The organism is Desulfomicrobium escambiense DSM 10707 (assembly GCF_000428825.1).
In the GTDB taxonomy this organism is placed as follows: Bacteria; Desulfobacterota; Desulfovibrionia; order Desulfovibrionales; family Desulfomicrobiaceae; genus Desulfomicrobium; species Desulfomicrobium escambiense.
The window spans coordinates 19,779-45,260 of record NZ_KE386805.1; the positions used below are offsets into that span (position 1 = coordinate 19,779).

The 25,482-nt window shown below is 43.5% G+C and carries 21 protein-coding genes, 1 tRNA gene and 2 pseudogenes; 18 read left to right on the forward strand and 6 right to left on the reverse strand.

Annotated features, from left to right (window positions below; translation table 11 throughout):
- The first annotated feature begins 13 nt into the window (after positions 1-13).
- The 4 genes from G394_RS0117175 to G394_RS20960 all read left to right on the forward strand — a co-directional run bounded on the left by G394_RS0117175 (position 14) and on the right by G394_RS20960 (position 3,955).
- A tRNA-Ala gene (locus G394_RS0117175) sits at positions 14-89 on the forward strand.
- Positions 90-430: 341 nt separating this feature from the next.
- The gene (locus G394_RS20955; RefSeq protein WP_084435805.1) at positions 431-2,998 is read left to right on the forward strand and encodes a DUF262 domain-containing protein; all 2,568 of its coding nucleotides are present in this window, start codon (positions 431-433) and stop codon (positions 2,996-2,998) included.
- Positions 2,999-3,055: 57 nt separating this feature from the next.
- Complete coding sequence (locus G394_RS21330; protein ID WP_156902670.1) at positions 3,056-3,373, forward strand: hypothetical protein; 318 nt, start codon at positions 3,056-3,058, stop codon at positions 3,371-3,373.
- 3 nt (positions 3,374-3,376) lie between these two features.
- Positions 3,377-3,955, forward strand: a complete 579-nt coding sequence (locus G394_RS20960; protein ID WP_084435807.1) for a S1 RNA-binding domain-containing protein — start codon at positions 3,377-3,379, stop codon at positions 3,953-3,955.
- A 101-nt stretch (positions 3,956-4,056) separates the two neighbouring features.
- On the opposite strand, the gene G394_RS0117180 is transcribed toward G394_RS20960, so the two are convergent.
- Together G394_RS0117180 and G394_RS21335 are read right to left on the reverse strand one after the other, a co-directional pair.
- Positions 4,057-4,449, reverse strand: a complete 393-nt coding sequence (locus tag G394_RS0117180; RefSeq protein ID WP_028578694.1) for a hypothetical protein — start codon at positions 4,447-4,449, stop codon at positions 4,057-4,059.
- Positions 4,450-4,526: 77 nt separating this feature from the next.
- A complete protein-coding gene (locus G394_RS21335) occupies positions 4,527-5,333 on the reverse strand; it encodes an LOTUS domain-containing protein (RefSeq protein WP_156902672.1) in 807 nt (268 codons plus the stop codon).
- Positions 5,334-5,649: 316 nt separating this feature from the next.
- Here G394_RS21335 and G394_RS20965 point away from each other — a divergent pair, with 316 nt between their 5' ends.
- Positions 5,650-6,030: a DUF6573 family protein gene (locus G394_RS20965; RefSeq protein ID WP_084435809.1), complete on the forward strand. Its 381-nt coding sequence runs from the start codon at positions 5,650-5,652 to the stop codon at positions 6,028-6,030.
- Position 6,031: 1 nt separating this feature from the next.
- Positions 6,032-6,259: a hypothetical protein gene (locus G394_RS21340; protein ID WP_156902674.1), complete on the forward strand. Its 228-nt coding sequence runs from the start codon at positions 6,032-6,034 to the stop codon at positions 6,257-6,259.
- On the opposite strand, the gene G394_RS0117185 is transcribed toward G394_RS21340, so the two are convergent.
- Positions 6,240-6,725 carry a helix-turn-helix domain-containing protein gene (locus G394_RS0117185; RefSeq protein WP_245578378.1) on the reverse strand — a complete coding sequence of 162 codons (486 nt, stop codon included), beginning with the start codon at positions 6,723-6,725 and terminating at the stop codon, positions 6,240-6,242. The two genes, G394_RS21340 and G394_RS0117185, sit on opposite strands and share 20 nt — an antisense overlap.
- A gap of 37 nt (positions 6,726-6,762) precedes the next feature.
- Between G394_RS0117185 and G394_RS20970 the strand changes: the two are divergent.
- From G394_RS20970 to G394_RS20990, 11 genes and pseudogenes are all read left to right on the forward strand, one after another.
- Positions 6,763-7,344: pseudogene (locus G394_RS20970) on the forward strand (flagellin N-terminal helical domain-containing protein); the annotation flags it as partial.
- 1,185 nt (positions 7,345-8,529) lie between these two features.
- Positions 8,530-8,832 (forward strand): annotated as a pseudogene (locus G394_RS21695) (flagellin); the annotation flags it as partial.
- Between the two features lie 587 nt (positions 8,833-9,419).
- Entirely contained in the window at positions 9,420-11,135 is a 1,716-nt protein-coding gene (locus G394_RS20980; protein WP_169725589.1) for a sigma 54-interacting transcriptional regulator, read from the forward strand.
- Positions 11,136-11,269: 134 nt separating this feature from the next.
- Positions 11,270-12,412 carry a hypothetical protein gene (locus G394_RS0117195; RefSeq protein WP_156902675.1) on the forward strand — a complete coding sequence of 381 codons (1,143 nt, stop codon included), beginning with the start codon at positions 11,270-11,272 and terminating at the stop codon, positions 12,410-12,412.
- A 53-nt stretch (positions 12,413-12,465) separates the two neighbouring features.
- Positions 12,466-13,353, forward strand: coding sequence for a hypothetical protein (locus G394_RS21345; RefSeq protein ID WP_156902677.1), 888 nt, complete (start codon positions 12,466-12,468; stop codon positions 13,351-13,353).
- A 102-nt stretch (positions 13,354-13,455) separates the two neighbouring features.
- Positions 13,456-14,952, forward strand: a complete 1,497-nt coding sequence (locus G394_RS21350) for a hypothetical protein (protein WP_156902679.1) — start codon at positions 13,456-13,458, stop codon at positions 14,950-14,952.
- A gap of 184 nt (positions 14,953-15,136) precedes the next feature.
- A complete protein-coding gene (gene istA, locus G394_RS0117205; RefSeq protein WP_028578699.1) occupies positions 15,137-16,648 on the forward strand; it encodes an IS21 family transposase in 1,512 nt (503 codons plus the stop codon).
- Positions 16,635-17,372, forward strand: a complete 738-nt coding sequence (istB, locus tag G394_RS0117210; protein WP_028578700.1) for an IS21-like element helper ATPase IstB — start codon at positions 16,635-16,637, stop codon at positions 17,370-17,372. The genes istA and istB overlap by 14 nt, the downstream gene beginning before the upstream one ends.
- A gap of 396 nt (positions 17,373-17,768) precedes the next feature.
- A complete protein-coding gene (locus G394_RS0117220; protein ID WP_028578701.1) occupies positions 17,769-18,128 on the forward strand; it encodes a hypothetical protein in 360 nt (119 codons plus the stop codon).
- Positions 18,129-18,403: 275 nt separating this feature from the next.
- On the forward strand, positions 18,404-18,961 hold the full coding sequence (locus G394_RS20985; RefSeq protein WP_084435821.1) for a tyrosine-type recombinase/integrase: 558 nt from the start codon (positions 18,404-18,406) through the stop codon (positions 18,959-18,961).
- Positions 18,962-19,015: 54 nt separating this feature from the next.
- On the forward strand, positions 19,016-19,906 hold the full coding sequence (locus G394_RS20990) for a tyrosine-type recombinase/integrase (protein ID WP_084435813.1): 891 nt from the start codon (positions 19,016-19,018) through the stop codon (positions 19,904-19,906).
- On the opposite strand, the gene G394_RS21355 is transcribed toward G394_RS20990, so the two are convergent.
- Entirely contained in the window at positions 19,893-20,954 is a 1,062-nt protein-coding gene (locus G394_RS21355; RefSeq protein ID WP_156902681.1) for a hypothetical protein, read from the reverse strand. The genes G394_RS20990 and G394_RS21355 overlap by 14 nt on opposite strands.
- A gap of 922 nt (positions 20,955-21,876) precedes the next feature.
- Between G394_RS21355 and G394_RS21360 the strand changes: the two genes are divergently transcribed.
- Entirely contained in the window at positions 21,877-22,083 is a 207-nt protein-coding gene (locus G394_RS21360; protein WP_156902683.1) for a hypothetical protein, read from the forward strand.
- 710 nt (positions 22,084-22,793) lie between these two features.
- On the opposite strand, the gene G394_RS0117245 is transcribed toward G394_RS21360, so the two are convergent.
- Both G394_RS0117245 and G394_RS21480 read right to left on the reverse strand, forming a co-directional pair.
- Positions 22,794-24,236: a TolC family outer membrane protein gene (locus G394_RS0117245; RefSeq protein WP_084435815.1), complete on the reverse strand. Its 1,443-nt coding sequence runs from the start codon at positions 24,234-24,236 to the stop codon at positions 22,794-22,796.
- A gap of 328 nt (positions 24,237-24,564) precedes the next feature.
- Positions 24,565-25,482 (reverse strand): calcium-binding protein (locus G394_RS21480; protein WP_028578707.1); only part of this gene is annotated, 918 nt, incomplete at its 5' end.

Genomic DNA, 25,482 nt, shown 5'->3' on the forward strand with positions numbered 1-25,482 from the left:
GTCTTCGCGTTGTGGGGCTGTAGCTCAGCTGGGAGAGCGCTTGAATGGCATTCAAGAGGTCGTCAGTTCGATCCTGATCAGCTCCACCACTTATAAACGCTTCAAATGATTCTTGAATGCCGCTTGAAAGCCGTCCGAAAGGGCGGCTTTCTTGTTTTCCTCCGCCAAACAAAATTGTTGGCTCCCCCAGATGGGGCCAGCCGACGATCTATTCCTTCCCCCTGAAGAAGCAAAAATGAACAGAGCCGCTTGAAAATTTTCAAGGGGTTGTTTTCTGTTGCCCTCATTATCTTCTATTCAGGTGTGGTAAAATTCAAAGACTGCTTGATCTTTAAGGCCGAATTTATAATAATATATCAAAAATGACTTGTATGACAACCATGATCTTCTACCTCATTTAATGCAATATTGTTAGACACAAGGTAACACAATGTCGTTAAAAACAGTTGAGCAAATAATTCACTCCGTGGAAAAAGAAGACTTTTTATTACCTGACTTTCAAAGAGGCTATGTTTGGAAATCAGGACAAGTAGAAAAATACTTTAAGTCACTATACAAAAAATATCCGACTGGATCATTGATAATGTGGAGTGCGCCTAAGCAATACATTAAAAAAGAATTTAATTTAAACAATGAATCGAATCTGATTCTTGATGGACAACAAAGGGTCACAACGCTGTATTTAACACTAACAGGAAAACGACCACATTGGATCTTATCAAACAACGAAGTTCCAAAATTATATTTTGACTTAGAAACTGAAGAATTTAAAATTATAAAAAAATATGATAAAATTAAGCATAGACAAATGCTTTGCATCAGAGAAATTTACAACAATGACGTTGACACAATTATAGAATCCTCTCACGACCCCGATCTTTTTAGCTTATACCCAGACAAAATAATTAGACTTAAAGAAATCTTAAATTATAAATATTACATATCCATTGTAGACGAACCTGATGTTCGAGAAGTAGTGGACATGTTTAACTCATTAAATTCAGAAGGAACACGGTTATCAGAGACAGATTTAGCCATGGCTATTATGGTAATCACATGGCCAAGTGCAAAAAGCGAAATTGCTCGACTTGTCGACAAATATAAAGCTATTGATTTTGAATTTGACAAAGAGTTTATAGTAAGATGCCTTAACATCATTGCCTGTGAAAAAGCGAAATATACTGAACTTAAAAATACAAGCTCATCAAAATTAGAACAGGCATTGAAAAATCTTGAAAAAGCTCTCGATTACATTTCAGGAATATGGAGACAAATAGCTTTTGTAGCTAATACAAGTCTATTTTCTTCGACACATTCATTCATGCTAGCCGCATATTATTTAGTTAAAAATAACAATAAATTTCAGACTGAAAGACAAAGAAATCAATGCATATTTTACACACTTGTTGCGATGCTATGGGGACGCTACTCTGGAGCAACAGAAGCTACCCTCGAGAAAGACGTAAGAATTATAAGAGAAAGAAACTCATTTGACCAAATTATAAAAGAAATTGCACAGCAAAGAGGAAATAGAATATACCCAACATTAGATGACATTAAAGAAAAAGGATTAACAACCACAATTTCCAAGATCATAAAATTATCAATTCTTGCAAATCAACCACATGACTGGTTTGACCCGTCGCTCCCATTAGTATCAAAGGTTGGCCTCAACACGTATTCAATTGAAACTCATCATGTTTTTTCTAGAAAACTACTAAGCAGGATCATCCCAACCAATATTGGTACGAGTGTTGCCACACTTTCAAATCAAGTCGGCAATATTGCTTATATAACCTCGCTAACTAACAAATCAATTTCGGACGCAGGACCATCGCTTTATCTGCCAGAAGTATCCGAGGAAGAACTTAATAAACAATATATCCCGACAGATAAAAATTTGTGGTCACCCGATTTTGAATCATATTCAAAGTTTATTGTTTCAAGAAATAAACTAATTCAAGATGGAGTAACGAAGTTTTTATCAAGTTTTTACCCTGATTTTGCTGCTGAAACAGAAACAGATAACAGCAGTACATTTCTTAAAATACAAAATTTTGAATATAAAATAAGGAAAATAATTTCAAAAATTTATTTAAAAACAGACTTTACGTTAAAAAAATTTTTCAGCGAACAAATATATGACAAAGTAATACTAAGAATAAATCTATTAAAGAAGAAAAATCCGAGTAACGACTTCGATATTAACAATATTGAGTTTCTGGTAAAAAATCTAGAAATGACGGATTACCTAAGAATAATTACTTCAGACCACAATTGGCCATTTTTTTCGAAAGTATTTATGGACCCAAAAACTTTCAGAGAGCGATTTTCAAAAATCAACGACTTGCGAAACAGACTCGCACATCATAATGACCTAGATCTAATATTGCTTAAGGATGGCGAAGTTTCATTCTTGTGGTTTGATGCGATTTTTGACAAATTCAACAACTCTAAAGAAATACTAAACATACAAATTACTGCGAAGGATAATAATTTTAATAACGAAATTCTAAAAACACTACTTTCTAGCAAGTATACTGATTTGAAAAAAGAGTTAATTGCCCTTGATGACAAAATAAGTTTCCCACTTCAAGTTAATCAATTAGCATTCGCCTTTTCCCCTGCTCAATGGGGCATGTCTAGCAAAGACATAGCTCCAATTATTTTCTCCATCACTCTTGATAACACTAATAGTGAGAAACAAATTGTATTTGCAATTGAATTCACAGGAGTGTTTAAAACTCAATATCGGGAAACATTTTTTAACGACTTAAAAACATTGCCGGAATTCTCTGACATTTCGTTTTTTGAATTTGAACCTTCCAAATCATGGAAAAACAACTGGATCATCAAAAAAACATACAGCATCGACAATTTTTCTGAAAAAATCCCTCAAGACTATATAGAACTAAATACTCTTATTTATGATATAGGGAAAATTATTAGACGATACTCAACCCTAAAACATTTTAACTCCGAGATTAGTTTTTTTTAAAACACAGACCACAGCAACTATATCTATCTGCAATCTGAATACACAATCGAGGACACAGTGAACACCGCTCGCTTCCGAATTGAAATTGACTTAATATTTAAAAATTATAACAATAAATATCTAGTAACGTCTGAGGCAGATGTAATTGATGGCACATCTTATTGTAACTATCATTTTCGACAGGCACTACTTGGACTCAACAATGATTTCACTGGGAAAAACAAATCTCAAATCGTATTAAAAATGAAGGCAAAAACAAACAGAACAAACTTTAACCATATTACGAATTTAATTGGAAAATTTCGAGAAAGCAGACTGCCAGTTGATATCAAAGTTGGCGTAAATACTCCTTTTACCATCACATGGAACACCTAATTCATGTACAAAACAGCTTCTCGCTATATACAACATCACGTTGAAAATTTAAATTACAATTTAAACAACAAGTCACATCAGCGTATTTCTAGACAGATAAGAGATGCCTATACTTTAAAAAATATTGTAAAAGGGAGACTAGTTGACGAGGTAAAAGGTGGATATATAATAAAAATTTTAAAATGCCGAACATTTTGCCCCTATTCTGAGATGTACCCCAATAAATTATCCACCCAAATCTTAAATAATCTTGAAAATGAACTTCATGAATATATTATAATTGACATTGAAACAAATTCTGCTGTTGTTTCGCGCAAAAAAGCCGCACAAATTCAAACCTGGAAAGAAATTCACAAATCCTTATTGGACGGCATATTTATTCCAGGAATTGTAAAAAATGTAACTGAATATGGAGCTTTTATAGATCTTGGCGGCGTCGACGGCTTATTACATTTTAACAATATGAATAAAAACCGGAGTAATGGTAGAGAATTTTCAGCAAATATAAATCAAGTTGTAAATGTTCGAGTTATAAATATTGAACAAAATTCTAAGCACATAACTCTTTCAATGTTGATTTAATTATTACTACCTGCGTTTATTTCCCCAAACATTGGAGCCTAAAAAAACCGAAAAAGAAGCACAAGCCCCTTTCTCGGTTATTAAAAATCGATAAATTCCAGCTAGTTTTTTGCAAGAATAATCTTCCCATCCTCGAAAGCCACATCAAAAGAACTATCCTGTGTGATTTTATTGTCAGAGTACTTCTCGTTGTACTCGTCAACATAATACTTCTTGATGGTAATCGTTCCTTTGCCGCTTAAGCATGGAGGCTCAACTTCTTTTAACGGCGAAGGAGTCTTGCCTTCAACGATCTTGTATTTTTTGAGTTCTTCTGGCCCTAAAGCATATGCTTCAAATATAATGTTCCTATTGATGACAAACGCTTTTTTAGCTTTAATAAGATCAAGTTCCATCTTCTCTGGTGAATTTTCCTGAACAAACTCCAGTAGCTTTTCTCCAAGTTCTTCCATATTAACATCTTTTCTCTTAATTTTTGGACTAGCGTTAACCATAGCACATCTCCTTCAATTTTAGTTTCAATTCTAATCAATTATCTCATCAAATTATCACCACTTATCAACAACAATCATCATTTCAGCCTAAACAGGTCACGCCTTCCGCCTTTCAAGGTTTCTTCGCTATAGAATTCGAATAAATTTGAAGAATTCATGATTTGCTTCAGCGAATTATGACCATAATTTTTCATGTCAGCAAATAACTCTGGATGCTCTGCCCTCAATATATTTGAGGCATTTGAAAGAACTATCCAGCCGTCTTCACGTTTTAGCCCTTGGATCACATCAGAAGCCATATGCTTACTTATTCCATCAGCATCAGTAAATTTTTGAATTCTTTTTACAATATACTCACTTTCACTTTGTAGTTTTTGAGCGAATTCATTTAATAAATCGTAAATGCCTAACAAGTCATTCAGAAATAGCTTGGCTTTGTCATACTCGGAATCTAAATAAAATTCCGCCTCAGCACAATCTTCCACAGAGGCAAATATATATCTTTCTAAAAAATTATGAACAATAAAATTTCTTGATGAAACAACACCTTGATATTTTTTTTCAATTTCAGAAACATCTTCAGTATTAATCGATATATTCAAGCCAATCGAAGGCTGCTTATCATCAAATTTGTGCTCACATTTTTCACCACTCTTGAAAAAATCATTAATAAAACTCTGCGTCAATCCGCCAAGTGTTTTTTTCCCGTTATCCTGAAGCCTTTTTTCAAATATCTTACTCAACTCGTCTGTTTTTCCTGAAGTATTGTTCTTCGCTATCAAGTCCTTCATTGCGAGTTCAATTTTTTGGTATAATAAAATATTTCTCCCAACCTTTCGATGGAGCTCATTTACGGCTTGCTTGGGAAGCTTGTTATCAATCAACCTGAAATTCCTCTTTCTGAAATTGGGTAAAGCAACTCGTGCTTATGCTCAACATATTTAATGCCCATAAAAATGACAACATTGATTTGGATTTCCCGGCACCCCCATCCAGCCCCCTCCTTGGGACAAAACAACCCCTTCCTGGGCCGATCCCCCCGTTTCCCATGGTTGGGCAGCTCCCGGCTCCAAAATCCCAGGAGACTTGGAATGTACGATTTCCAGGGTCCTGTGATTTTTCCCTTGGACACCGTGACTCTTCCCCATGAGCCAGGTTATCCCTCCGAAATCTCACCACTTTTTATCATCGGAGGACAACATGGACGAAGAATGGGTACTGATCAGCAGCTACAGCAGGAATGAAGCAATTGCAGATGGCGTATTAATAGACATCACCGCCCTTGCTTCCCAAAGGGGCTTCCGCCTTCCTACGGCTATTACTGCAACACTTCTAGGTAGATACCTTGAACCGTCAGAAAAATTGAAAGATATGGGGCAATCCTTCGAGGGTCGTCTTCATGATCTTCTTTGGATGACATATCTTGCTGCTAAAAATAGCAAAGATTCTGACCGTGTATATTTTGAAGTGTTGTTTCTGAACGAATCAGGAGGATATGACAAACCAACAATCATTGCTCATGTTGGCCCAGGAGATGACCGAGAACCAGTAATGACGATTATGCTTCCAGAGGATGATTAAAATGACCAATCAAAATTTTGATAAGCTTTCTTGCTATGATGATTTGATTGTTTGTCTTCGTTCTTTGGAAGATTTGTTTTTGTTGATGGGTTCTGTTGATGGAAGGGAGGAAAGGCTTGTCTATGCTTGCTCAGAGATAGGCATGGTTTTAACGGCGAGGTTCCGTGAACGGCTAGGGCTGATGGTTAGGTCTACCCCGCCGGAACAGACTACTTCTCCTGAAGAATAATCTGAGCCACGACAAGAATTGCCTGGGCCTGTTCTCTGGTCGCACCTGACAGCAGGCCCTCCAATTCTTGAACAGCTTTTTCTTTCGTCAGGACAGAACTGCCGAAATCAAAGATGCTGGATAGGTCTTCATCCAAGGCGGCGGAAAGTTTTTCCACCGTGACCAAGGTCGGATTCCCCTTGCCTCGTTCGATCTCTCCCATATTCTGCAGGGATATCCCGGCAATTTCCGCCAGCTGCTCCTGGGTCAACTCCTTCGCGCGTCTGAGTCCTCGAATTCTTTTCCCAAATAATTCAAGAAGATTGACCATAAGACCATCCTTTTTGGATAGCTTATGCCCAGTAAAAATTTCTTTTAAGCAACCATGGTTTACTTTTTGCTCTAAAATAGCAGCTATAGTGCGTTTTTTGACGCATCCGCTTGGCCACAAAGGTTTCCTGTGAGCCAAAGGAAAAAAACGCATCATAAAAACAGATCAGCATAAAATCAATGGAACTTGCTGTATGTCACTGACAATCAATCATAATTTGATGGCGATCAACACAGCCAGGAATTTATCTACCCACTATGGGAGCCTCGGGGTTTCAACCCGAAGACTGTCATCAGGGCTGCGAATCGGCACTGCTGCGGATGATGCCGCCGGATTAGCAGTTCGTGAAATTATGAGGGCAGATATTGCAAGCCTCGGCCAGGGAATTCGAAACGCCAACGACGCTATTTCGATGATCCAGGTGGCGGACGGCGCCCTTCAAATTATCGACGAAAAGTTGATCAGAATGAAAGAACTGGCCACGCAAGCAGCGACGGGAACCTATTCTACTGATCAACGAGCGATCATTAATGAAGAATACGTTCAAATGGCAAAAGAAATTCAAAGAATCGCATCATCAACTGATTTCAATGGTATACATTTGTTAAATGGAGATCTTTCATCAAATTTTAACGGTTCAGCAAGTGAATCAACTGGCGCACTCAGAGTTCATTTTGGGACTTCAAACGATGCCGCAGAAGATTATTATGATGCAAAAATTTTAGGTGCAAACATATCAAATCTTTTTGATCCAAACAATTCTGCCGTTGGAAATTTTCAAGAGAACTTTACAGGATTTTATGAACCTGGAAATGAACTACTAATAAACGAATATACTCCTGGAATTCAGACAGATTCACGAGTAATATCATTAAACAATGGAAATATTGTTGCAACATGGATGTCGCAAAACCAAGATGGATCTGGATACGGGATATACGCGAAAATTATATCTCCAACTGGAACCGTAATTAGAGATGAATTCTTGGTAAATACAGAGACTACGAACGATCAACAATATCCAAGAATATCAGCACAACAAGACGGAACATTTATTGTTGCATGGGACTCTGTTAATCAGGATGGGTCAGGCCGTGGCGCATATCTACAACGATTTGATGCGAATGGGAGCCTTATGGGACCAGAAGTTCAGATCAATACAGCCACGGCAAGCGACCAATATAGACCAGACATCACTGCGCTGCCATCTGGAGGATACTTTGTTGCATGGACATCGTCTGGGCAAGATGGCTCTGACGATGGGATATATGGTAAAATTTACAGTCAGGATGGATCAATCATTAGAGACGAATTTAGAATTAACACAAGCACTGCCCTTGATCAGAGATACGCAAATATCACAACCCTGACGGATGGCAATATTGCAATTAGCTGGTTTGCCCCAGATGGGAGCAACTGGGGAATATATTCGCAAGTAGTAGACGCGAATGGAAACTTTATTGGTCCTGAAAATTTGGTAAATACAAAAACTTCTGATTTACAAAATTTTCATAGCATTGCCCCACTTGATAGTGGCAAATTTGTCATAACATGGAGCGATGTAAATGGAAATTTTAGCACAGTTGCCACAAGTAATGTTAAAGGTAGAATTTTAAACTCAGACGGGTCTTTTTTTAGTGAAGAATTCACAATTAATGACTTTGAAATACCCATAACAGCCGAACAGTCTGTCCCTTCGGTGTCACGACTTAACGAAGGTGGATTCGCAGTTACGTGGCGTGCCCCTGTAGATGCTGACGGTATCGGTGTTGGGATACAATTTTTCGATGAATTAGGGAGAAAAATTGGAACGAATAGCATTCTAAACCAATCAGAAAATGGGACACAAAGACCATACGGTATTTCGGCAATAATGGGTGGAGGACTAATAGCAACATACGAATCGAACCATGAGGGAAACCGTAACGTTTATGCAAGAGTTTATGAACCAATAATCAATGTCGAGACACAAGAAAGAGCCCAAAAGTCATTAACAAGGATCAATGACGCGATAACCTACAAGGACAAAATTCGAGCATCCCTTGGAGCTACCCAAAACCGCCTTGAAAACACCATCACCAACCTTGAGATCCAGGCTGAGAACCTTCAAGCCGCTGAATCTCGTATCTCTGACGCCGACATGGCAAAAGAGATGACCGAGTTCGTCAAAAGCCAGATCTTGACGCAGTCGGCAACGGCTATGCTCGCCCAAGCAAACACATTACCTGAAATGGCGCTACAGCTAATCCAAGGACAGTCATAGCCTACATGCCCCAAACAACCGATGAACAATCCAGACCACCCACCCATTAGGGGATTTTGTCGCCCGCCTAAATCCTTCACCTCCACATAAATCCATCAATGTGGGAACTATCACTAGCATTTCGTCTATTTTTCTCCAATAAGTGGTAAATTAAAAAGTCAAATCCTACGATTTTGAGGCATCGATTCCTAGAAATCACCCCTTCAGTGGAAATAGCAAGACAATTCCGTTGCGGTGCTAGCCGCCTAGACCAATCAGAATCCAACAAAGACCAAAAATCTCCCACGACCCCACCGGAATCGTAAAATTAGTCGAAATTTCAGCCAGTTTCACTAAACTGGCCATTTTGGTCTTATTTTTCCCGTCTCAAATTCACAGCCTTCTGTGAATTATTGATCACCTTTTCTGAATCCACTCAAATTTTATCGATTTGATGCTTGCCAACTTGGCAAACCCCTATTTTCCTTGCTACTAGCAGGACATGGGCATGGTTCAGAAAATATTTACATGAAACCAATAACTGCTGATTATTACCATATATGCAAAATATTCAAAAACTCAGTTTTACACAATCCAATGGAAGCCAAATGACTAAAAGCGTTAGTAACGAATGGCGCCCAAGAAACAAATGGATTGTCCCCCCAGGTCTAGCAGAAATTGTAAGACGGTTCAGAATAAGATGTCTGATAGATTTCCGAAAAGAAGATTACAAACAGTCCAAGCCATTACTTATTCAGGGACCAACAGGAGTTGGTAAAAGTTTATTTGTTGATTACTACGCAAGTATATACAAAAAATTTTATGAAAAAACTCCTAAAATTGTATATATTAACTGTGCAGCATTGCCTTCAGAATTAATTGAGTCTTTATTATTTGGATACAAAAAAGGTGCATTCACTGGGGCACGGCATGATACTCCTGGCTACTTCGAAACCATAGGAGACGGAATCATTGTGCTTGAAGAGATGGGAGAGATGGAAAAAAATCTTCAAGCAAAACTTCTTTTAGCCATAGAAAATCGAAATTTTTCAAAACTTGGTTGCATCAAGCCAATAGAACTAGAAAGCAAAATTATTGCAACCACAAATGTAAAAAAAAGTGAAGTCAGAGATGATTTATGGTATAGATTTGAAATTTTTTCAATCCCACCAATTCATAAAAGAAGAGGTGATATTTTATACTATATAAACCAATTTGACGATTCATTGTTCAAGATACTACCTCCAGGAACCATACTTAGCTTAATTTCTTACAACTGGCCAGGAAATGTAAGAGAAATTGAAAGAGTTTGCCGTGCAATGGATGAAAACTTTGAATACACAGCAGAGCTAATAGGAGAACTTAAAGAAACTTCAGGATTATCAGTAACAGGCGATAAAAAAACTAGAATGTATTATTATATGTCGATTGATGAAAGCGTCACATCTTTTGCATTTGATAAAGCAGACAAGCTTAAAGAAAAACTACTTTCGGCAAAAATTAATCACAGAAAAATCGAACAATGTCTTAAGTTTAGTGGACTCTCTTTCGAGTGCTTTGAAGGGTTACTAATAGCAAATAATCAAAAATTTAACACTCGAACAACAGAGAAGAACAAACACGAGAACTTCGAAATACTAAACATCCTAGAATTTAGGGAAGCAACTAGTGGATTTCAAATTTTTTGCAAAATATTTTTCCAAGACGAAAAAGCGAATCATGACATATTAGAACTTAGCAAATTTATCAATCACAAGGAGTACGATAGAAATTTATCCTTCAACGAGATCCCCATAAATCCAACAATCGATCTTGCCGACATGTGCTTCATAGAAGGATTCAAGCACCATGACGATAATATTTTCGCAAGATGCATTCATACATCACTTATCACTAATATATGTCAATCAAACATCGAAGACGCCCACAGGTGGCCAGATATTTTTCAAGAAGCACTTAAATGTTCATTAAAATATTTAACAGGCTTTGAAAATATTGAAATCACGCAATCCTCGTTTATAGAAGATTTGTATTCTTTCAATAAAGGAAACAATTTTTTGAAAGAATACTTTGGCAACGATCAAGGCCAAGCTTATGTTCAAGAAATTTTGATCACAGACATAAATGGAAAGATGCTCGAAGAGCTATATTTGGAAACAATCTGCAACCACATCGGCATGAAGAGGGGTTTCCAAACAGAAATCGCCAGCATTACGGGCTATTCCGACGTATGGGTGTCACAGAACGATTTTTTAAAAAATTTAAAAAATGATTTAAAAAAATTTAATAAACATCCTAGAAAACGCATCGTCATCCTGGAATAGCACACGCATTTCCATCATCATTACAGATACATATAGTATTTTGCTAATTTGGCACGGAGACTGCTCCAAAGGGTTTATTAACGGCGCATTGATTTCCATCCTGGAAGACGCGCCACCCTTTGGAGGTAATAAATATGGCCTTTGAAACTTCGACCACTTCCGCTCCCCTGAATCCTTTTGCCCCCCCCCTCTCCATGCCTGGGTCTACTGGCGGCCCTGGCTGCACCCCGCCTTCGAATTTTAGCCTTCCTGGTGATGAAAAGTCTCAAAACGTACAGATTGATGTGTCCTGTTCCAAAAAGGAGCAGCACAACTACGACTCCGAAATCTTGGAAGTAATGATCGGCGGGTCAGGCGGAATCGGCGGCATTCCTACCAGCATCGATGAGGCACTGGCAAAGGATGTGACCCCTTCCACTGTCATGAATCTTCTCAAGGAGTCTGTTTCCAAGATGAGTACGAATGAGAAGTTGAATAAACTTCTTGATGTCAACAGCAATAGCCAGTCCAACATCACAAAAGCTCAAAAGTACATCGCAACGGTTGGATTGCAGACTGGCGTAATTGCCAATTTAATCAAAAAAGATGTTCTTATGAACGATTGTACGAAAAAAGCATGGACTATATACCGTCGTAAAAATTTGGATAAACATATTCATCCAAACACGCTTGCAGTGTATATGAATATTGCTGAAATTGATAACGTTGAAGAGCACCTTCATCTCGGAATTGATAGGCTCGGAAAATTTGCTAGGGTAATTGAAAAGAAGGGAATGATTAATGACAAAGACCCCATCAAGGCAATCATTGATTCTGTTGATCATCAAACTATGGCACATGGTGTGGCATATGATTTTACCGAAAAATGCGAAGCTGCAATTTTGCACCATAGAGTCAAGAAAGCAGGACTCAACGAAATCACGCTGAACGATATCCTGTCGAGAATGAATGAAGGTAATTCATTAGACAAAAAGGATATCGACAAGATGGTCGGGATGAAGGAACGCAAGGAAGATTATCGCAAATACTTCGTCGAAGACATTGATTGCGACAATCAAGGCAATCCTAAAAGTAAAACCGAGAACAATGTACGCAAAGAAAAAAAGGTCAAAGATGTAAACGCAGAAATTGAAAAACTGCATCAGACTGTTCATATAGCTTTGGCCGAAGCACCCTCCAAGATCAATCTTGATTTTGAAAAACTTGACATTCTTATCAATACATTGCTTGCACTCCGTCAAACCTTAGCAGCACCCAAAGACATGCTGAAGCTCTAATATAAATACGAAATAGCCCTCCCGACAAACCGGGAGGGCTTCAGGAGAATACCGTGAAAGTATACTTATCTTCGCCTTCAGCGAAGCTTATGCAGGAATTGATGTTAAGATGCGAAGGAATTCGGCTGAATATCCTTGTAAGCATGGCGATCCTGCCAAATAACTATGAAGCGTTTTTGAAGAATTTTGAATCAATCATCAGCACGATTATTCTCGACAATGGAGCGTTTTCAGCCTTGAATTCGAACATCGGAATGACGACAGGTCAACTTTTGCACAAATTCAAGAAGCACTGCGAGAAGCATAAAGATCGTTATCAAATTATCTTCAGTCCAGATTTTGAATTTGGTCCAGATGGATTCGAAAAGAATTACGAACACTTTCTCGACATGGCAGAACTGAACATTGATGTGGCACCAGTGATTCATAACCTTAATAATGGTGAAATCGCATCTTATCTTTCACATAATCCAGAATACATTGCCATCGGGCAGTGTGAAGGACGGAGGAATCCAAGCAATTTGTTTCCTGCCGTATATCGTCTTTACAATCATGGGGTGAAAGTTCATCTATTCGGCATCACGGAATTTGATTTGCTTGCGGGGTGTCCTGCCTATTCATGCGATTCAAAATCTTGGCTGGATGATTCGACGACAGGAGTTGTGAGGTTTTGGAATGATGAACGGCAGGAACAGAACAAAACTGACATCCTCTACTTCCCGGAATACCTTGGTCAAAAACGAGAAGGAACGATCCTTTACTACGATTACCGGGACATAGACGTTTTTGAATCGTTCATTAAGGCACGCTTGGACTTAACCATGGATGATTTCCTCGGACTGAAAGCCGGGCTCTCCCGCGAGCTGGCAAATGCCGTCTATTATAACGATTTGAGTCAGATCGTAACCAATATCCACATTTCAGATGGAATTGTCTTCTGATCCTTGAAAGGAATTTCCAGACTGCTGGGAATTTTTTCTCACAAACGAACCGGGGGCCGAACACCGGCCCCCCATTTATAGGCAGTCAAGCCAAGGATAAACATGAACTCAAATAATACGCCTATTCCGACACAGATTATGGCACCGGCACCCGGATCTTCCACAAAGTTAGACAGCAATACAGTCTGCACGATCATTCAGCAGATGAATTATTGCTATGATCAGAACAAAACCGTTTATTGCGAAGTCGAAATTCAGAATAAGAAAAAGTGGAAACACATTGAATCGTCTGAATTCATCGCCTACGTGCAAACATATTTTCAAACTAAATACCACAAAGTTCTGAAACAAACTGACATCAAAAACCTTGTCCCAATCCTCAACCTTCATGCGCTAAACAATAGCAAGCAGGTTGATGTACATAACAGGATTGCTCGAATTGGTGATGAAATTTTCATTGATACACAAAATTCTAATGGTGACATCATCAAGATTACACCGACAGATTGGAGCATAATTCAAAATTCACCTGTGATCTTCAGGAAGTTTACCCATCAGGAGAGTATGCCAACTCCTACAAAGGGCGGAAGTCTTGATGATCTTTTCTCAATCTTCTCAATAAGCAACGTCGATGAGCAAATCATGATCGGCACCTGGCTCGTATCAACTCTGTTTACGAATATACCTAGACCCCATCTGTGGATCGTCGGTGAAAAAAATTCTGGAAAAACGTTCCTAGCTTTGCGTCTCAAAAGAATCATTGACCCAGTACCCAGGGGAAACTTCATGTATCGGAATACCGGCGAGATGGCCCAGATCATTGACCATCACGCGATCCCGTTTTTCGACAACTTCACCAAGATCAACGTTGAAATATCAGACTTGCTCTGTGCCACATTTACAGGAACAGACTATACAAAACGAAAACAGTACACAAATGATGATGACTTTACCTTTAGCATAAAAAAACCGGTCATGCTTGTTTCCGTTTCATTAGGCAATCCAGCTTCTGATCTTCTTGATCGATGTATCGTCATTGAAAAACACAAAACAAAAGAAGATTCAAATGCTGAAGAAATATTGGATAAAATATTTGAGGACAAAAGGGCGAGTATAATCGGGGCAATCCTTGATGCAACAGTTAAAACATTAAGAACATATCGAGATATAAAAGTTTCTGAATACATCAGGCTTGCAGATTTCCAGAGAATAGGCATTGCCGCTGCCCAAGCACTTGGATTCAGCAGGGTACAATTCGAAACAGCTTTGACCAATAACTTAAAAAACAAAGGTATTTTGAAATTACAAAGCTTTCCCGTTGCTTCTCTTGTGATTAAATTCATGGAAAACAACGAATATTGGGAAGGAACGATGTTTGATCTTCAAAATGAGTTGAGGGATATCGCCGAAGATCCTGATTTGGTGAATTCAAACCCTTCAATTTTGTCCAGAAACTTGAAGGATTGTAAGAATATTCTTGAACAAGCAAATCTTGAGGTTATTCCGGGATCGAACGGCAGCAACGGCAGGAAGTACTTCATTCGACGCATTACATCTAATGATTCGGCAGACTATATCGACTACATTCTAGAAGATTAATCAAAATCACCAGAAAGGGGTCTTAATGGCCCCTTTTTCTTTGAGCATCCCATTACTCTCCTTCCTTTTGTGAATCGGCATGCAATAATGACCCACCTCACGCAGTAATCGGCATCGAAAATTGACCCCTTCCGTCAAGCCCTTCAAGGTCGTTCGACTGAACGCCATGGAGGGAAACGAGGAGATGCTGACTGTGGAGACGATACGCAAGATTAAGCTGGCCCATGGTCGAGACGAGAAGTCGATCGGACAGATAGCCAAGGACTTCAACCTGAGTCGGAACACGGTCCGCAAGGTTCTCAGGTCCGACGCGACCAAGTTTGAATATCATCGTACGGTCCAGCCCATGCCGAGGATGGACGGATTTACGGACTGGGTTGTTCAGCAACTGGAGCACGACGCCAAGCAGCCCAAGAAGTATCGGCGCACGGCGAAAGTCCTGTATGAGCAACTTCAGGGACGAGGCTACGAGGGCGGCTACGACGCCGTGAGACGGTTCATACGGCGCTGGAAAGAGGAGGCGGGCCTCAAGTCGTCGGATGCCTACGTGCCTCTGGAATTCTTGCCAGGCGAGGCTTTCCAGTTCGACTGGAGCCATGATCAACTGGAGATCGGCGGATTGCCCATGGCCGTCAAGGTGTCGCACATGCGCCTGTGCCATAGCCGTTTTCTCTTCTGTCAGGGCTTTCCCCGCGAGACCATGGAGATGGTCTTCGAGGCCCACAATAGTGCCTTCGATTTCATTGGCGGCGCATGCGGCCACGGCATCTACGACAACATGACCACCGCCGTGTCGAAAGTGCTGCGCGGCAAACTCCGGGAACTCAACCCGCGCTTCGAAGAGTTGTGCGCCCATTACTTGGTCGAGCCGATCATGTGTACTCCTGCGGCCGGCTGGGAAAAGGGACAGGTAGAAAACTCGGTCGGACTCATGCGTAAACGCTTTCTGGCGGGTCGCACGAAGTTCGCCAGCATCGAGGAACTCAACGAATACCTGCTTGAGCGGGCCGTGGGCTGGGCCAAGACCCAAAAGCATCCGGAACTGCGTGAGAAGACGGTTTGGGAAGTCTTTGAAGCAGAGCGTGAGATGTTGATCCGGCCTCCCAAGAAGTTCGACGGGTACCGCCTGGAGCATTGTCGGGTGTCTTCGACCTGTCTGGTGCACTTCGATCGCAACCGCTACAGCGTGCCGTGCGAAGCGGCCGGGAAAGTCGTGCAGGTCAAGGCTTATGCGGGAAGGCTCAAGGTCGTGGAAGGCGGCAAACTGATCGCCGAACACAAGCGGGAGTTCGGCCGCGACAAGACCATCTACGATCCCTGGCACTACGTCCCTCTGCTTGATCGCAAGCCAGGGGCGCTGCGCAACGGAGCCCCGTTTACGGCGTGGGCATTGCCCAAGGCCATCGAACAGGTTCGCGAGGTCTTGCGACGTTACGACGACTGGGACCGTCAGTTCGCCGGGATTCTCACCGCCGTCCCCAGCCATGGCCTCGACGTGGTCGCTGAGGCCTGCCGGAAGGCGCTGAACCAGCGCACCGTGAGCAAGGATGCTGTTCTGAGCATCCTCAACCGCCAGCAGGATGTCGAGCCTGCGCCGGTGGTCAGCATCCCTTCGCGTCTGGAGCTCGGATGCATGCCTGTTGCCGACTGCGGTCGTTACGACCGTCTCCTGCGGGGTGCATATGCTGCGCAATGACGTGTTGGGCATGCTCAAGGAACTGAGTCTGAACGGGGCTCACAGCGCCTATGACGAACTGCTTGAACAAGGTCGCAGAACCGGCTCGACACCGGAGAAGATCCTACTCGCGCTGCTCCGGGCGGAGAAGGCCGAGCGTCACATGCGCAGCATCCGATATAGGCTGGGGATCGCCAAGTTTCCCGTGATGAAGGACCTGGAGGGCTTTGACTTCCCGTCCTCGACGGTGATCGAGGGCAGGATCAGAACGCTGTGCCAGGGCGGTTTCATGGAGGCGCGGACAAACGTCGTCTTCGTCGGCGGCACGGGGACCGGCAAGACGCACCTGAGCGTCGCCATCGGCACCCAGTGCATCCGCAACGGGGCACGGGTCCGCTTCTTCAACCTGCTGGACTTGGTCAACAAGCTTGAACGGGAGAAGGCTGAGGGCAAGGCCGGGCGCCTGGCCGACACCCTTGCCCGCTTCGACCTGATCATCCTGGACGAGCTTGGCTACCTGCCGTTCTCTAGGTCCAGCGGGCAACTGCTCTTCCATCTGCTGTCAAAGCTTTACGAGCAGACGTCAGTGATGATTACCACCAACCTGAGCTTTGGCGAATGGTCACAGGTCTTCGGGGACGCCAAGATGACGACGGCGTTGCTGGACCGCGTCACCCATCACTGCGAGATCATCGAGACAGGAAACGAGAGCTGGAGACTGAGGCAAAGGACATCCGTCCAGTAACGCTGATGCGGTCATCGCACAGCCCTCTGGCCGGATGCTTACAGACACGCCCGGAGGGGGTCAGAATTGGACGCCGATGGTGGGTCATTATTCGATGCTGTTTGACATAGAATTGAATAACGGCAGCTTTCTGTTTCTGCAGGAAGCTTTTTTTGTGCCCAAAATTTTCAGGTCCCTGGAGAAAAACAACCTCCATATTTCGATTCTGAGCCTTGTCTACATAAAATCTGGATGATTGACCTACCTAGCGGCACAATCACTCGTCCTGGGCCATTTCCATGCGAATTTCTACGGGGTGTTTTTCTGGAAATTACTGAAGCATGTCAGAATTCGTCACTTTTGGTTCAGAAATACAGATATTTAATCCTAACACATCAACATGTAAGGAGAAATATCATGGGCGAAACCAAAGCTGAAGAAACGACCAAGAAAAAGAAGATTGAAAGCAAGTTTAATGCAGCAAAACTTCGTGAAGCAATTAAAGAGGGAAATAATGCTACTCAAATCATGAAGGCTCTGGACATTAAGCACAAACAGACTCTGAAGCAGTATGTTTTGAAGCTGATGAGCTCAGACAAGCAGTTTTACGAAATTCCTGGTCTTTACATGAACAGTTCTTCTAAGGCGAAGGTTACAAAGTATGGAACAATCAAGCTGATTCTTAAGAATTACGATTTGGGTGATTTTGAATTCAAGGAAGATGATGAATTCTCTGTTTATTCTGAAGACAATCGAATCATTCTTGAAAAGCTATAATTTCTCATCTTTTAACATGCCATGGTAATACATGGCATTTTTCTTTTCCTTTATTGAGCAAGTTATGGTCATGTTATTTTCAACAAAACTATAAAGATATAAAATTTTAAATGTAAGATTTTTAATAAAAACTTACATTCACAATAATATAAGCTCAATCTTCAAGGATATTAAGCGGATAAGAAGTCCCAGGAATATGCTTGGTGATTGAGCTTTGTTTTGAATGTCAGATTTCGTTTGGTTTCCTTTTGAAAACAATAATTGGGAGATTAAAAATGAAAGTTGAAGCTATCACAGAACAGAGAGATATAAAACGTATCAAAAAGTTGTTACAAGACAATTCTCGTGATCGATTGCTGTTCATTTTAGGCATCAACACCGGATTACGGGCACAGGACATTCTCGCCTTGAAAATAGGCGACGTGCTTGAATGCAAGGTTGGATCAAGAATTTCAATCAAAGAGAAAAAAACAGGGAAAGACAACGTCATCATCATTAACTCTGAAATTTTTAGTGCACTTGAGGATTATCTGAATGATATTCCGAAAATCCCCGAACACTATCTGTTCAAGAGTAGAAAAGGCAAGAATTCCCCATTAACAACATATGCCGTGATGAATTACATCAAAGATTGGTGCAGAAAACTCAACATTAAAACTCATGTTGGGGCGCATACATTAAGAAAGACCTTTTGCTATCAACAAAGGAAAATCCACGGAACAAGTTGGGAGGTGCTCGCAAAGAGACTCAACCATTCTTCACCTGCAATAACTCGACGTTACTTAGGAATAAAAGAAGAGGAAGTTGAAGAAATTCTGATGCATTCTATTTAAATCTGGGGCTGAATAAGCCCCATTCTTTTTATAACTCATACTGAAGGAGGAACCATGGGTGTTTATCAACGCGATGGTCGATGGATGGTGTATTGGTTTGATCAAGGTAAGCGGCGGGATAAATCTTTTGGAAGAGGAGAGGAGGCAAAGCTGCAAGCCGAAAAATTCGACAATGCTGCTAGGCAATGCGGAATTGAAGCTGGCATGGTACTTGGCAATGCGATTGTTGAACCAGAACCACTTAAACAAGAACTCGTCACTGAAAAGGCAAAGCCAGAAGGAATAACCTTTGGAAAACTAGCGAGGATGCACCTGGATCATTTGCTGGCATCAGGAAAAACGGAAAAGCACATCAAGAATGTTGCTGTTCTTTTGAAAAATTCGTTCTTCCCACTACTTGGCAGAGATACACCTGTCGATGACCTGACATACATAAACGACATTTTGCCATTCATCAAACACTTTCAAGCAGTAAGCCCAAAAACAGGCAAACCGCGGTCACAAGTCACCGTGAACAGGTACTGCGACTATCTCGATTCGATCTTTAACTTTGGTTGTCAGATTGGACTTGTACAGTCGAATCCAATGAAACTTCGACAGAGGATCCGTGAGCGACCACGGGAGATTCAACTTACCGTTGAAGATATGAGAAGAATCATGGTCTGTGCCGAACCACATGTTCGATGGGCGATGGAAGTTTGTTTCAACCTGGGAACCAGGCCAGGCACATCAGAACTCCTCACTCTGCAATGGTATCAAGTGGATTTCCAAAAATCGATGGTGAAAATCTATGCGAGCAAAACCAATAGTTACAGAATTGTACCTGTTAGACCAGCATTCCTTGAGAAATTGAAAATGATGAAAAGCGTCGCACAATCAAACTACATCATTGAATTTCGTGGAAAGCCGGTCACGACCATCAGAAAGTCATTCAAATTACAATAAGTGAATCTAAAGTTTCTGTGGGAGAGGATTTAAAGAACAGACCATCAAAAATCATAGAAATATCGTTAACATTTTTTATTTGATTAACTCGTTGCAACTTTTTTATTTCAGCTCCGAATCCTGTCATAGCCTGAGATTTACTAAAAATCGATTCTACACTAACACCAAAAGGTCTGGTAAGATTTTCGATTCTTGAACTATCAAAGCTCCACCCATTAGATAATTCGTCAAGTTTAAATACAAATTTATTATAGCAGATTAGCATTTCGAGAATATCATCTTGCCCTTCATATTCTTCTAAAAACAAAAGTTCTTTCATTTGATTTACTAATGACAGCCTGTCGTGAGGCTTAGGCGAAGCTGTAGTATAAGCATAAAACATATCAACAACGTCTTGATATTTATACTTTCCGATTCCCCTAGCCCTCTGATTGTCATTGTCCCTTATAATAGAGATGCCGTCAGGCAAATCTCTCTTATCGATATAGTCGCTATACAATATTTCAATTTGATGTCTAAAAGACATCGGAGTTTGCCCGGTATTAAGCGTCAGCATTCTATATAGTATTCCAGACTTTTTTAATCCAATATAAATTTCAAACCTCACAACATTATTATTAAATTTTTCTTCATATAACTCACCTTTACTCTTCGCTATACCTTGAGAATCTAAAAGTGTATAAGTTCTTTGTAAACCATCTAAAATCATGACTTCGCTTTTAGAAACAGCATCTTCAACAATTTTATTCAAAACATCTTCATACCCATTCACTTTGCCATTTTTTATAATAGATTCAATCATATCGTTAGATTGATTAAAATCTGTTGTTGTAGAAAGAATAATTGGGGGCATAACGCATCCTTCAAGGATATCGTTTTTTAATAATGCGTAAACTTTTCCATGAGTATCTACTCTGTCTCTTTGAAATGGATTTCTTTTTAAAATATCTTTTGCTATCGATACATAATCGCCAGCACGCATATCAAAACTTGCGTTAATTCCTTGAATTTTCTTATCGAAGAGCCACGAATTGATTTTAATATGCATTTACAACTCCGATAATAATTATAAGTTATTTTTGAAGAACATAAATGAAATATAAATTTTTTTAATTAAAGAATCCATACGTAACACACATGTCTGTCATAAAAAAATCACGGATTAGTTCTATTCGCAGAAAAGGTGCTATATATTGACGTGTTTGGATGATATCCTGCACCCTAATGGATGTCTACTGGCGCAAATTCTAGCAACATTATTACTATTCCTTGAATATTTGGCGGCTCTTTGGCTGCCTATTGGCAGGCCCGCCACTGTTTCACCAAATACAGCCAAAAAATGACATTCAATTTTGGCAAAAGACCTAATAATATCAATAAAATTATCTTGTTACTATGGCATGGCATTCAAGAGGTCGTCAGTTCGATCCTGATCAGCTCCACCACTTATAAACGCTTCAAATGATTCTTGAATGCCGCTAGAAAGCCGTCCGAAAGGGCGGCTTTCCTGTTTTCTGCCGCCAAAAACAAAATTTGGCGCCCCTGTGGCAGCCCACCTGCGAGCTGTTCCAATCCTCTGACGAAGAAAACTATTTCAACGTCTGCCGACTTTGGTCGCGCCGCCCGCCTGAACGCGTCGGACGCCGCCATGGAGCCGCCCATGAGTTCGTTCGAGCGGCCCATGTTCCTACCAAGCCGCAACGTTGCCGGCTTGCAACCCACCGCCCTGCTCAAACATCCTGAGCGCCAGCTTGAATCGGCCCGCGCGCTTGAGGGTGACGCCACGCCGAATCACACGCCGCCGGCATACTGTTTACCCACCCCCCACCGGTGCACAAAAATTCATATCCGTACCAGTTCCCAGCATACACCAATTTACATACGGTTTGGGCAATCAGCGTGCGGCTCCGAATTCGACAGTCCGGCCCGGGCCCGGCTGCCGCACCTCACCAGCCCGTTAACAAACATTCATGACCGTCACCGAATCTGCATCCGATGCATCCATCGACCATGCCTCCGAAGAGGAACGCATCCGGCATGAACGTTTCCTCCAGGCAGTCAAGCAACTCTTGACCACGGGAACACAGCAGGACACACCAGTCCGCCCCCTGAAATGCGCCAGCGGCACTTACGCAAAACTGTTGTCCCGAGAGGAACTGCAATTTCTCCTGCGCTGACCCCAGTTTCAACAGCATTTTTCCGGCTCTTCCGCTTAGAGCGTCCTGGCCGTCATCGGATGCCCACTGACGTCGTTGAAGGTTGATCCGAGCGCATCACCACAAGTGAACCGTCATCGCAAGCGCAGCGCGGCCTAGTCGGGCAACGCGCGAGATCCATCCTCGACGTACACTGGAATACGACCGGAAAAGACCGTGAAAAACTGGATTGCCGCGTCGAAGACTCCTCGCAATGACTGATTCCACATTGATTCATCCTGCTCGAACGCGTCCAGAGTTGACCTGTCGCGGCTTACAGGCTCATGGACGCTCAACATGGATGATCCATATTTCCAGCAACACCCCGTCGCAACCGAGAATCGCGGAGACAATATCTCCAAATTTTCAGCCGACGCTTCGAAAATGCACACACGTATCCGTGAGGGCTCTCGGAATTTGTGCATGAAATGGATCATTCCTTGAAGTCACTGCAAAAAATCTCAAACGAGCCCATGCGTCATTCCCCAGAGGGGTGGAATCTACTCTTTTCAAATCATTAAAAAAGTCGCCAGCCCCTTCTCCAAGGGCATGACGACTTTTTTCAATGACATCATTCCAAGATAATTCCGTCTCTCCACGGCCGGAACGTAGGGTGACCGGCCACCGAATGACGGATAAACCCACCGGGCGGAAATATTCTTTCCACCCGGCTTCCCTACAGCTACGACCGGTTATTTGCTCTTCTCTTCGCTCAGGTCCGTGACCTTCAAGTCCACGCCCAAGGTGTTCATCAACTGGGACATGGGCATGCACAGCCGGTAACGCGAAAAGGTGTGCGCCGTCATGCCGTTCAGGTAGACCTGCTGGGAACTGAACAGGCTCTTCTGCGCCGACACCAGATCCACCAGGGACCGCTGCCCCATGCGGAACTGGTCCGTGTAGCTCGTGACCACCTGCGCATTCTCGTCCGTCAGATTGCGCAGCACCGGGATGAGCTTGCCCGTCGCCTTGTAGAAGCTGTACGCCGTGCGCATGTCCTCCTCCACCTCTCGCTCAACCTTCAGGGCATCCTGTTCAACCCGAAGCTTGTCGTTCTTGGCTTTGCGCACCGCAGCCTCATCCGAACGACCGTTGTAGAGGTTGAAACTCAGCTCCAGCATGGCCGAAGCGTCGTGGTAGGTGGACTCATACCCGCCGGTGTTATCCGAACGACCGGCCGAAGCCTTGGCATAAAGTTTGGGCATGTACAGACCCTGGGCCGACTCGATCTCCTCTTCCTTCTGCTGTACGGCAAAACGGGCCGCCTTCAGGGCCCGGTTCCCGTCGCGAGCCAGTTCAAGGGCTATGGCCTCGCTCTGCGGAATGGTATGTAGCGGAGGGTCAGGCATGGTCAGGGCTCCGGGCTTGGAACCGAAGAACCTGGCATAACCGGCCTCGGCATCCTCCAGAGCCTGGTCCGCCTGGATGAGACGGGAACGGGCCTCCTCAAGGGCCGCCTCGGCCTGCGTCACGTCGGCCTGCGTCCCGCCACCGCCGCTGAGCCGGATGCGCGTCAGGTCGAGCAGCTTCTCGTGTTCCGCGATGTTGCTCCGGCACAGGTCCACCAGGGCCCGGGTGCGGAGCACGTCCATGAAGTACTGCGTTGCGCTCAGGCCCACGTCCTCGGCGGTGTTGTAGAGTTCCTCCTTCTTGGATTTGGAATGCAGCTTGTCGGCCGCCACCTTGGAGGACGTCAACCCACCGTCGAAAAGCAGCTGAGACAGGACAAGGCGCTGCTCATTGCTCAACCCTTCGCCCTGGCCGTCGGAATACATGGTCACGGTCGTGTCGTTGCGACGCACCCCGTATCCTCCCCGGGCGGTGAAATCGAGCTGCGGCAGAAGAGCTCCGTAGCTCTGCAGGTATGCCTCGTGGGACGCGGCATAGGCGTGCTTGCCACTCAGAAATTCAGGGTTGCTGTCCATGGCAGCCTGAATCTCGGAATTCAACGACACCCCACCGCGGGACACATCGTTCAGAAGCGACTCAACGCCCACAGCCCCCAGCGGTTTGATGCCCGGACCACGCTCCTCAATCACGACAGCCTGGCCAAAGGACAGGCTCGGCGCAAACAGAACGAAAAGCGAATAAGACATCCACATCAAAACATCCCTGCTCAATTTTCCGAACTTCATCTCCTTTCCTCCTTTATGCACCGAAATGGGGCGGAACCTCTTTGATCAACAGACTACATATCCTCTCTGACAGTCTCTTAAGGCGCATAGCCAACAGTCTGAATTCAGAGCATAATGTATATTTGAAATTCCTATCTACTTATTATTACCCGTACCCACCCCAAACAAATTGGCATCGCCATGCAAGGGAAACACACAGGACAACCCGCTGACCGCTCAACCCGGCGAACGGACACAAAAAGGCGTGTCCGGCCAAGCAGACCGGACACGCATTGCTTTCGCGTCGTTCGGGAAAAGCTCCGGCAGATGCCGGAGATTCGAATCGGTATTATGGATGGACAATGTCCTGCACAGCGATATCCGTATCAATCATCAGATTGACTAGGGTCGAGCCAGCATATCCTGTGTAATGGTCGTACTGATGTCCGTCGGCCCCGGCCTCCACGCCGACATGCGTCCAGCCCGTATCCGTGGTCGACACGGAGTCGTTCCCGTCACCGTGCACCCACAGGGTGTCGGTGCCGCCCGTGGTGTCCAGCACGTCCGAGATCTTGAGGGTCAGGGTGTTGGCGTCGTCGGCGTCGCCGGCGATGTCGATCTGCTCGATGCCGGTGATCCGCCCCGCGACGTTCATGGCCGTCAGGTCAAGGGCGCTGCCGGTGCCGTCGTGGCCTTCCAGGCGGAAGGTGTCGAACCCCGCTCCGCCGTCAATGGAATCCGTGAAGCCGCCGATCAGCGTGTCGTTTCCCCCGCCGCCGATCATGCTGTCGTCCCCGGCCAGACCGGAGAGCACGTTGTCCTCGCCGTTGCCGATGAGCGTGTCATTATAGGCCGAGCCCGTGAGGTTCTCGATGGAGATGAGCACGTCGCCATAGGCATGGTTGCCGCCGTAGAGGACCCCCTGGTTGGTCCCGTCGTCGATGGTGGACAGCGTGACCGTGACCGTGCCGCCGCCGGTCTGGGCCGTTTGGCTGTCTTGCAGGTTCAAGTCCACATAGACCTCGGCCTCGCTCAGGCTGTAGTCCGCGGTGTCGATGCCCTCGCCGCCGTCCAGGGTGTCCGGAGCGCCGAGGCCCATGAGCAGATCATCGCCCGCACCGCCTTCCAGCCGGTTGGACGCCGCGAGGTAAGCCCACGAGTCCGGCGTGGCGAACGCCTCGTCGCCCACGGAACCGCCGATGAGCGTGTCGTCGTGGGCCGAACCGATGACGCCGTCGATGTACCAGAGCTGATCCCCGACCTCCTC